This window comes from Serratia sp. (in: enterobacteria), assembly GCF_046715635.1.
Classification (GTDB): domain Bacteria; phylum Pseudomonadota; class Gammaproteobacteria; order Enterobacterales; family Enterobacteriaceae; genus Chania.
The window spans coordinates 1-8,641 of the sequence record NZ_JBKJYW010000407.1 but is presented as its reverse complement, the minus strand read 5'-3'; the positions used below and the strand labels follow the sequence as shown (position 1 = coordinate 8,641).

Genomic DNA, 8,641 nt, shown 5'->3' with positions numbered 1-8,641 from the left:
CTATTGATGAGAACAAGCAAAAGGCGTTAGCTGCAGCACTGGGCCAGATTGAGAAACAGTTCGGCAAAGGCTCCATCATGCGTCTGGGTGAAGACCGCTCCATGGACGTAGAAACGATCTCCACCGGCTCGCTGTCACTCGATATCGCACTGGGCGCAGGTGGCTTGCCAATGGGCCGTATCGTTGAGATTTATGGCCCGGAATCCTCCGGTAAAACGACCCTGACTCTGCAAGTTATTGCCTCAGCGCAGCGTGAAGGTAAAACCTGTGCGTTTATCGATGCCGAGCATGCGCTGGATCCTATCTACGCCAAGAAGCTGGGCGTGGATATCGACAACCTGCTGTGTTCTCAGCCAGATACCGGTGAGCAGGCGTTGGAAATCTGTGATGCGCTGACCCGTTCCGGCGCGGTTGACGTCATTATCGTCGACTCCGTAGCGGCGCTGACGCCGAAAGCGGAAATCGAAGGCGAAATCGGTGACTCACATATGGGGCTGGCGGCACGTATGATGAGCCAGGCCATGCGTAAATTGGCCGGTAACCTGAAGAACGCCAACACCTTGCTGATCTTCATCAACCAGATCCGTATGAAAATTGGCGTGATGTTCGGTAACCCGGAAACCACCACCGGGGGTAACGCCCTGAAGTTCTATGCTTCTGTCCGTCTGGATATCCGCCGTATCGGTGCGATCAAAGAAGGTGATGAAGTGATCGGCAGCGAAACCCGCGTGAAAGTGGTGAAGAACAAAATCGCTGCGCCGTTCAAACAGGCAGAATTCCAGATCCTGTATGGCGAAGGGATCAACAGCCGTGGCGAACTGGTCGATCTGGGCGTGAAGCACAAGATGATCGAGAAGGCCGGTGCCTGGTACAGTTACAACGGTGAGAAGATCGGTCAGGGTAAGTCCAATGCCTGTAACTTCCTGAAAGAAAACCCGGCCATTGCCGCGGAACTGGACAAAAAACTGCGCGACCTGTTGCTGCACAGCAATGGTGAAGCGGCTGCTGCCAGTGCCGAGAAGGCCGATGACAACGAAGCAGAAACCAGCGAAGAGTTTTAATCTTTGCCGGTGGGTATACGCCCCCCTTAGGGCGTATACCGATCACCAAGGCTTGCAGATATGAATGACGTAGGCTCCCCGCCTTCAGATAATCAGCAAAATACGTTGATTAGCCGTGCGATGCGGCTATTGTCCCAACGCGATCATAGTGAAGCCGAACTGCGCCGCAAACTTGCGGCGCCGCCATTTATGGCGAATGCCAGATTCGGTAGCAAATCCCCTACAGAGCCTCCCGAAGAGCCCATCGATCCCGCAATCATTGAACAGGTGATTAGTTATTGCTACCAGCATAACTGGCTGGACGATCGGCGTTTCGCCAATAGCTTTATCGCCAGCCGCAGCCGCAAGGGATATGGCGCACAACGCATTCGTTCAGAACTGATGCAAAAGGGCGTGGATAAGGAGATGGTGCAGGACGCCCTGGCGGAATGCGAAATCGACTGGTGTGAGCAAGCCAGGGAGATCGCACTGCGCAAATTTGGCGATCCGTTACCGGTAGAATGGAAAGAGAAGGCCAAGGTGTTGCGCTATCTGCTCTACCGCGGCTTCTTCCAGGAGGAAATTCAGTCGATTTACCGTGATTTTGCGCAATGAATGCACACGGCGTTTTACTTCCCCCCGAAGAAAATTTATCTTATCCCCACATTTAGTTCGTGAGCCAGAGGATATCGTCAGGATGTCGAGCCTCTTTCACGCATCGTGATTCTAGTCTTTCCGGGAAAATTATGAGCAAGAGCACCGCTGAGATCCGTCAAGCGTTTCTCGATTTCTTTCATAGTAAAGGCCACCAGGTTGTAGCAAGCAGCTCCCTGGTACCTAACAATGATCCGACATTGCTGTTTACCAATGCCGGCATGAACCAATTTAAAGACGTTTTCCTGGGGCTGGACAAGCGCGCCTACTCGCGTGCCACCACTTCACAGCGTTGCGTGCGTGCCGGTGGCAAGCACAACGATCTGGAAAACGTCGGCTATACCGCCCGTCACCATACTTTCTTTGAAATGTTGGGCAACTTCAGCTTCGGTGACTATTTCAAGCACGATGCTATCAGCTACGCGTGGGAGCTACTGACCGGTGAAAACTGGTTCAACCTGCCGAAAGAAAAGCTGTGGGTCACCGTCTATGAAACCGACGATGAAGCCTTCGACATCTGGCAGAAGCAGATTGGCGTGCCTGCGGAACGTATCATCCGCATCGGCGATAACAAAGGCGCGGCCTTTGCTTCCGATAACTTCTGGCAGATGGGCGACACCGGCCCGTGCGGCCCGTGCACAGAGATCTTCTTCGATCACGGCGACCATATCTGGGGTGGCCCGCCGGGTAGCCCGGAAGAAGATGGCGACCGCTACATCGAGATCTGGAACATCGTGTTCATGCAGTTCAACCGCCAGTCTGATGGCACCATGCTGCCGCTGCCGAAGCCTTCGGTGGATACCGGTATGGGCCTCGAGCGTATCGCTGCGGTGCTGCAACATGTCAATTCCAACTACGAAATCGATCTGTTCACCACCCTGATTGCCGCCGTCGCCAAACTGACCGGCGCAACCGATATGGGTAACAAGTCACTGCGCGTGATTGCGGACCATATCCGTTCTTGTGCCTTCCTGATTGCTGATGGCGTGATCCCGTCGAATGAAAACCGTGGCTACGTGCTGCGCCGTATCATTCGTCGCGCGATCCGTCATGGCAATATGCTGGGCGCGAAGGATACCTTCTTCTACAAGCTGGTTGCTCCGTTGATCGAAGTGATGGGCCCGGCTGCCGACGAGCTGAAACGTCAGCAGGCACAGGTTGAGCAGGTACTGAAATCCGAAGAAGAACAGTTTGCCCGTACGCTGGAGCGCGGTTTGGCGCTGCTGGATGACGAGCTGGCCAAGCTGCAGGGCGATACCCTGGATGGCGAAACGGCATTCCGTTTGTATGATACCTACGGTTTCCCAGTGGATCTGACCGCCGACGTCTGCCGTGAGCGTGGCCTTAAGGTTGATGAGCAAGGCTTTGAGCAGGCGATGGAGGCTCAACGCCGACGTGCGCGTGAGTCCAGCGGTTTTGGCGCGGACTACAACAGCCTGATCCGTGTTGACGGCGCAAGCCAGTTCAATGGTTACGATCGCGAAGAGCAGCAGGCGAAAGTGACCGCTCTGTTCCGTGATGGTCAGCCGGTGGATGAGATCCATGCGGGTGAAGAGGCCGTGGTGGTGCTGGACGAAACGCCATTCTATGGCGAATCGGGTGGCCAGGTCGGCGATAAAGGCGTGCTGAAAGCGGCCGGCAGTGAGTTCGTCGTGAGCGATGCGCAGAAATATGGCCAGGCTATCGGTCACCTGGGCAAGCTGGCTAGCGGCTCGCTGAAGCTGAATGACCGCGTTGATGCGGTGATCGACAGCGAACGCCGTAACCGTATTCGCCTGAACCACTCTGCCACTCACCTGTTGCATGCGGCATTGCGCCAGATCCTGGGTGAGCACGTAGCGCAAAAAGGCTCGTTGGTTAACGACAAATACCTGCGTTTTGACTTCTCGCATTCCGAAGCGATGAAGCCGGAACAAATCCGCGCGGTAGAAGATTTGGTTAACCAGCAGATCCGTCGTAACCTGTCGGTCCAGACCGAAGTGATGGCGTTGGACGATGCCAAAGAGAAGGGCGCGATGGCGCTGTTTGGCGAGAAGTACGATGACCACGTACGTGTGCTGACCATGGGCGATTTCTCTACCGAACTGTGTGGCGGTACGCACGCCAACCGTACCGGTGACATCGGTCTGTTCCGCATCCAGAGCGAGTCTGGTACCGCCGCCGGTATCCGTCGTATTGAAGCTGTGACGGGTGAAGGTGCGATAGCAACCTTGCATCAGCAAAGTGACTTGTTACAGGATGTTGCTCATCTGGTGAAGGGTGACAGCAATAACCTGAGTGATAAAGTGCGTGCGGTACTCGATCGCACTCGTGCGCTGGAAAAAGAGCTGCAACAGCTGAAAGATCAGCAAGCTGCGCAGGAAAGCGCTTCGCTGTCGAGTAAAGCTACGCTGGTCAATGGCGTGAAGCTGCTGGTCAGCCAGTTGGATAACGTTGAGCCGAAGATTATGCGTACCATGGTTGACGAACTTAAAAATCAGCTGGGTTCTGCGATCATCGTGTTGGCCACGGTGGAAGAAGGCAAAGTCAGCCTGATTGCGGGTGTTACCAAAGATCTGACCGACCGGGTTAAGGCCGGCGAGCTGATCGGCAACATCGCACAGCAGGTTGGCGGCAAGGGCGGTGGACGCCCTGATATGGCAATGGCTGGGGGCAGTGATGCCAACGCCTTGCCAGCGGCATTAAACAGCGTAGAGGCCTGGGTGGCCGCGAAACTGTGAATATAAATAAATAGGCGCGTTACTGACGCCGTAAGCCACTGTGGCTTATGGCGTTTTTAGACTGTGCTAACACAATGTAGTGACAATTGCGGGAACAAAGTTTTCCAGGTCGGCTAAACTTATTCTTAATCTGGAGTGACACCAAGTCTGCTTACATTTATTGTGGGTTCTTGACTTACGTTTTCACTGCATATAATGGATAATGGCGGGGAAACTGAGAGACCCGACTCTTTTAATCTTTCAAGGAGCAAAGAATGTTAATTCTGACTCGTCGAGTTGGTGAAACCCTCATGATTGGCGATGAGGTTACGGTCACAGTGCTAGGGGTTAAAGGCAACCAAGTTCGTATTGGTGTGAATGCCCCCAAAGAGGTGTCTGTTCACCGCGAAGAAATCTACCAGCGCATCCAGGCCGAGAAGTCTCAACAGACGACTTACTGATTTCTAAGTAGCGTCTCGTTCTATAACGAGACGCTTCTTGCTTTGCTTGACCCGCTTTTCCCCTCCTTTTCACGCTTGCTGTATCTCCCCTCTACTTTTTTGCCAATAATCTTTCATCTGCGATCAAACTCTTATCCGCGTTAGCACGGCATTTTCCTGTTGATAAAGCACTCTTTTTGCCGCGAAATCACCCATGTTGCCTGTGATTTGTGCAAACGCGCGAGAGTTGGGAAAAATTGTTTGACTTATAAACCCACGAAAGTAATATGTGCGCCACGCAGTGCCGATGAGCTTCTCTAAAGCAAGTTAGGCACAATTCGCAAGAAGCGTACTGGTGAGGTGGCCGAGAGGCTGAAGGCGCTCCCCTGCTAAGGGAGTATGCGGTCAAAAGCTGCATCCGGGGTTCGAATCCCCGCCTCACCGCCATTTGCATCCATAGCTCAGCTGGATAGAGTACTCGGCTACGAACCGAGCGGTCGGAGGTTCGAATCCTCCTGGATGCACCATATTATAATGTACCTATCGCGAACGCTAACTCGTAGATAGATACAATATGGAAGGTAGCACTAGGGAGGATAACGTTGCACTGCAACGGCCCAACGGGTGAAGCGCTTGCGCTGAATAATCCTCCTGGATGCACCATATATAGAAAAACCCGCTTCGGCGGGTTTTTCGCTTTCTGATATCCTGCTTCTGTCTTCTTAATCCTTCTATCGACACCGCATTTTCCGTCATGCTCTGGCAGCGACAACCTTTCGGCTTTACGCTAAAGTAGCTTTCTTTGCTCAATGGTCATGGAGTCACGATGTACGATCGCTATCAGGGTCTGATCTTCGACATGGACGGTACCATTCTGGACACTGAGCCAACGCACCTCAAGGCGTGGCACGAGGTGTTGGCACGTTACGGAATGAAGTTTGATGCAGCCGCCATGACAGGGCTGAACGGCTCACCGACCTGGCGCATTGCTCAGGCGGTGATTGCTGCACATCAGGCCGATCTCGATCCTCATCAACTGGCCGCCGAGAAAACCCGCGCGGTAGAAAGCATGCTTTTAGACACGGTGAGCCCATTACCGCTGATTGAGGTGGTGAGGTCTTATCATGGCCGCCGTCCCATGGCGGTAGGGACGGGTAGTGAGCACCGGATGGCGGAGATGTTGCTGCGTCATTTAGGGTTGTTCGACTGCTTTGATGCCATCGTCGGGGCTGATGATGTTCAACGCCACAAGCCGGAGCCGGATACTTTCCTGCGCTGTGCGGAGTTGATTGGCGTGCCTCCTGAGCACTGTGTGGTGTTTGAAGATGCTGATTTCGGCATTCAGGCCGCCAGAAGCGCCAATATGGCCGTGGTAGACGTTCGCACGTTGTGAGTAGTACGCTGGCGGTTATGTCGCTGTTTGGCAGCAGCTTCCTTAGTGCGACGCTGTTGCCTGGCAATTCAGAGATCGTGTTGGTTGCGTTGTTGACCAACAGCAGCGCTTCACCAGGTTTACTGGTGCTGGCTGCAACGTTGGGAAATACCCTGGGTGGGTTGACCAACGTCATTATCGGGCGCCTGTTACCGGCGTTGAAACCACAACGCGGGCTGGAAACGGCTCTTGGTTGGTTACAACGCTTTGGCCCGGCTGCGCTGTTGCTCAGTTGGGTGCCGGTTGTAGGCGATTTATTGTGCGTGTTGGCAGGCTGGCTGCGCATGCCATGGGGCGCCGTTACGCTGTTTCTGTGTATCGGAAAAGCGTTGCGTTACATCATCTTGACGATGATTACGCTGCAGGGTATCGCCTGGTGGCATTAACCAAGTGAATATAACTCAATATTCTCTAGGGAGCGGATTCAGTATGCTTACAGCTATCGTTTTTAGAAGCGGGAGGTCAATTTGATCCCGGACGTATCACAGGCGCTTTCTTGGTTGGAAGCCCACCCTCATGCATTAAAAGGGATCCGGCGCGGTATTGAGCGTGAAACACTGCGGGTCACCGCGGATGGCACGCTTGCCAGCACGGGTCATCCAGAACAACTGGGGGCGGCATTAACGCACCATTGGATCACCACGGACTTTGCCGAGGCGCTGTTAGAATTTATTACACCGGTTGATGACGACCTCGATCACTTGCTGACGTTCCTGCGTGATATCCATCGTCACGTGGCGCGCAATCTGGGTGAAGAGCGCATGTGGCCGCTTAGCATGCCGTGCTTTATCGGCGCCGAGCAGGATATCGAGCTGGCGCAGTTTGGTACCTCGAACATTGGCCGGATGAAAACGCTGTACCGCGAAGGGTTGAAGAATCGCTACGGCGCGTTGATGCAAACCATTTCCGGGGTGCACTACAACTTCTCCCTGCCGCTGGAGTTTTGGCAGGCGTGGGCTGGCGTTGAGGATGAAGAGAGCGGTAAAGAGCAGATCTCTGCGGGATATTTCCGCCTGATCCGCAACTACTACCGCTTTGGTTGGGTGATCCCGTATCTGTTTGGGGCATCGCCAGCCATCTGTTCCTCGTTCCTCAAAGGCCGGGAAAGCGATTTGCCGTTTGAGCACAATGACCGGGGCATGTGCTATCTGCCTTATGCTACCTCGCTGCGTCTGAGCGATCTGGGCTATACCAATAAGTCGCAGAGCAATCTGGGCATTACCTTTAACGATCTGCAAACCTATGTGCAAGGTCTGAAGCGCGCTATTGCGACGCCTTCGGAAGACTATGCCAAGCTGGGGGTGAAAGAGGGCGATCGCTATCTGCAACTGAACAGCAACGTGTTGCAGATCGAAAACGAACTCTATGCCCCGATCCGGCCAAAACGCGTCACCCACAGCGGTGAGACACCGTCAGATGCGCTGTTACGTGGCGGTATCGAATATATCGAGGTGCGCTCGCTGGATATCAACCCATTCTCGCCAATCGGTGTGGATGCGGTACAGGCGCGTTTCCTGGATCTGTTCCTGGTGTGGTGTGTATTGGCGGATGCGCCAGAAATGAGCAGCGACGAGCTGTTGTGCACCCGTAAAAACTGGAACCGGGTGATCCTGGAAGGGCGTAAGCCAGGCCAGACCATCGGCATCGGCTGTAACGATAGTCGTGAACCGTTGGATAAGGTCGGCAAGGCGCTGTTTGACGATCTGAAGCGTGTGGCTGAAGTGTTGGATAGCGAAGCGGGCGATCGGCAATATCAGCAGGTGTGTGAACAACTGGTGGCGGCGTTTGACGATCCGGAGCTGACGTTCTCGGCCCGTATCCTCAAGGAAATGAAAGCGCAAGGCACCGGTAGCGTTGGCCTGGAACTGGCGGAAAAATATCGCAAAATGCTGATAGAGGAGCCGCTGGAACTGCTGACCGAAGAGCAACTCGCTCAGGAGCAGCAGGCCTCGTGGCAGCGCCAGCGCGACATAGAAGCCAATGATACGCTAAGCTTTGAACAGTTCCTGAAGGAAAACGGCGGGGGCTGAAAAAGAAAAAGGCCACATCACTGTGGCCAAATACACATCTCTGAAAACAGTGATGATGATAACAAATGCGCGTCTTTCATAGATTAAGACCCGCAGGGTTGGAAAAGGTTTCATCGGTACGAAAAAAGTTTCGAAATAAATTCATTTTACCAAGAGGTGATGACATGCCACTGCTGGATAGCTTTACCGTAGATCATACTCGCATGGCGGCTCCGGCTGTCCGCGTTGCTAAAACCATGCAAACTCCCCATGGGGATACCATCACCGTATTCGATCTGCGTTTCTGTCGCCCGAATCTGGAAGTGATGCCAGAGCGTGGGATCCATACCTTGGAACATCTGTTCGC

At 53.9% G+C, this 8,641-nt stretch carries 8 protein-coding genes and 2 tRNA genes; all 10 read left to right on the top strand.

Annotated elements, in window-relative coordinates:
• The first annotated feature begins 2 nt into the window (after positions 1 to 2).
• Positions 3 to 1,061 (top strand): recombinase RecA, encoded by a 1,059-nt coding sequence (recA, locus tag ACLQ7H_RS21095; protein ID WP_411754349.1) that lies wholly within the window; start codon positions 3 to 5, stop codon positions 1,059 to 1,061.
• Positions 1,062 to 1,121: 60 nt separating this feature from the next.
• Positions 1,122 to 1,655, top strand: a complete 534-nt coding sequence (gene recX, locus ACLQ7H_RS21090; protein WP_411754348.1) for a recombination regulator RecX — start codon at positions 1,122 to 1,124, stop codon at positions 1,653 to 1,655.
• 131 nt (positions 1,656 to 1,786) lie between these two features.
• A complete protein-coding gene (gene alaS / locus ACLQ7H_RS21085) occupies positions 1,787 to 4,414 on the top strand; it encodes an alanine--tRNA ligase (protein ID WP_411754347.1) in 2,628 nt (875 codons plus the stop codon).
• A gap of 254 nt (positions 4,415 to 4,668) precedes the next feature.
• Positions 4,669 to 4,854 carry a carbon storage regulator CsrA gene (csrA, locus tag ACLQ7H_RS21080; protein ID WP_004091602.1) on the top strand — a complete coding sequence of 62 codons (186 nt, stop codon included), beginning with the start codon at positions 4,669 to 4,671 and terminating at the stop codon, positions 4,852 to 4,854.
• Positions 4,855 to 5,187: 333 nt separating this feature from the next.
• A tRNA-Ser gene (locus tag ACLQ7H_RS21075) sits at positions 5,188 to 5,280 on the top strand.
• A 3-nt stretch (positions 5,281 to 5,283) separates the two neighbouring features.
• Positions 5,284 to 5,360 (top strand) — tRNA-Arg (locus ACLQ7H_RS21070).
• Between the two features lie 299 nt (positions 5,361 to 5,659).
• Entirely contained in the window at positions 5,660 to 6,226 is a 567-nt protein-coding gene (gene yqaB / locus ACLQ7H_RS21065) for a fructose-1-phosphate/6-phosphogluconate phosphatase (RefSeq protein WP_411754346.1), read from the top strand.
• Positions 6,223 to 6,651 carry a YqaA family protein gene (locus ACLQ7H_RS21060; RefSeq protein WP_024530730.1) on the top strand — a complete coding sequence of 143 codons (429 nt, stop codon included), beginning with the start codon at positions 6,223 to 6,225 and terminating at the stop codon, positions 6,649 to 6,651. Before yqaB ends, ACLQ7H_RS21060 begins: the two co-directional genes overlap by 4 nt.
• 81 nt (positions 6,652 to 6,732) lie before the next feature.
• Complete coding sequence (gshA, locus tag ACLQ7H_RS21055) at positions 6,733 to 8,295, top strand: glutamate--cysteine ligase (RefSeq protein WP_411754345.1); 1,563 nt, start codon at positions 6,733 to 6,735, stop codon at positions 8,293 to 8,295.
• A gap of 164 nt (positions 8,296 to 8,459) precedes the next feature.
• Positions 8,460 to 8,641, top strand: a 182-nt coding sequence (locus ACLQ7H_RS21050; protein WP_411754344.1) for an S-ribosylhomocysteine lyase, incomplete at its 3' end; no start/stop codon positions are given.

Excerpts from the sequence above, each read along its gene's own strand:
- alaS (WP_411754347.1), top strand. The coding sequence starts at position 1,787 with ATGAGCAAGAGCACCGCTGAGATCCGTCAAGCGTTTCTCGATTTCTTT.
- yqaB (WP_411754346.1), top strand. The coding sequence starts at position 5,660 with ATGTACGATCGCTATCAGGGTCTGATCTTCGACATGGACGGTACCATT.
- csrA (WP_004091602.1), top strand. The coding sequence starts at position 4,669 with ATGTTAATTCTGACTCGTCGAGTTGGTGAAACCCTCATGATTGGCGAT.
- recX (WP_411754348.1), top strand. The coding sequence starts at position 1,122 with ATGAATGACGTAGGCTCCCCGCCTTCAGATAATCAGCAAAATACGTTG.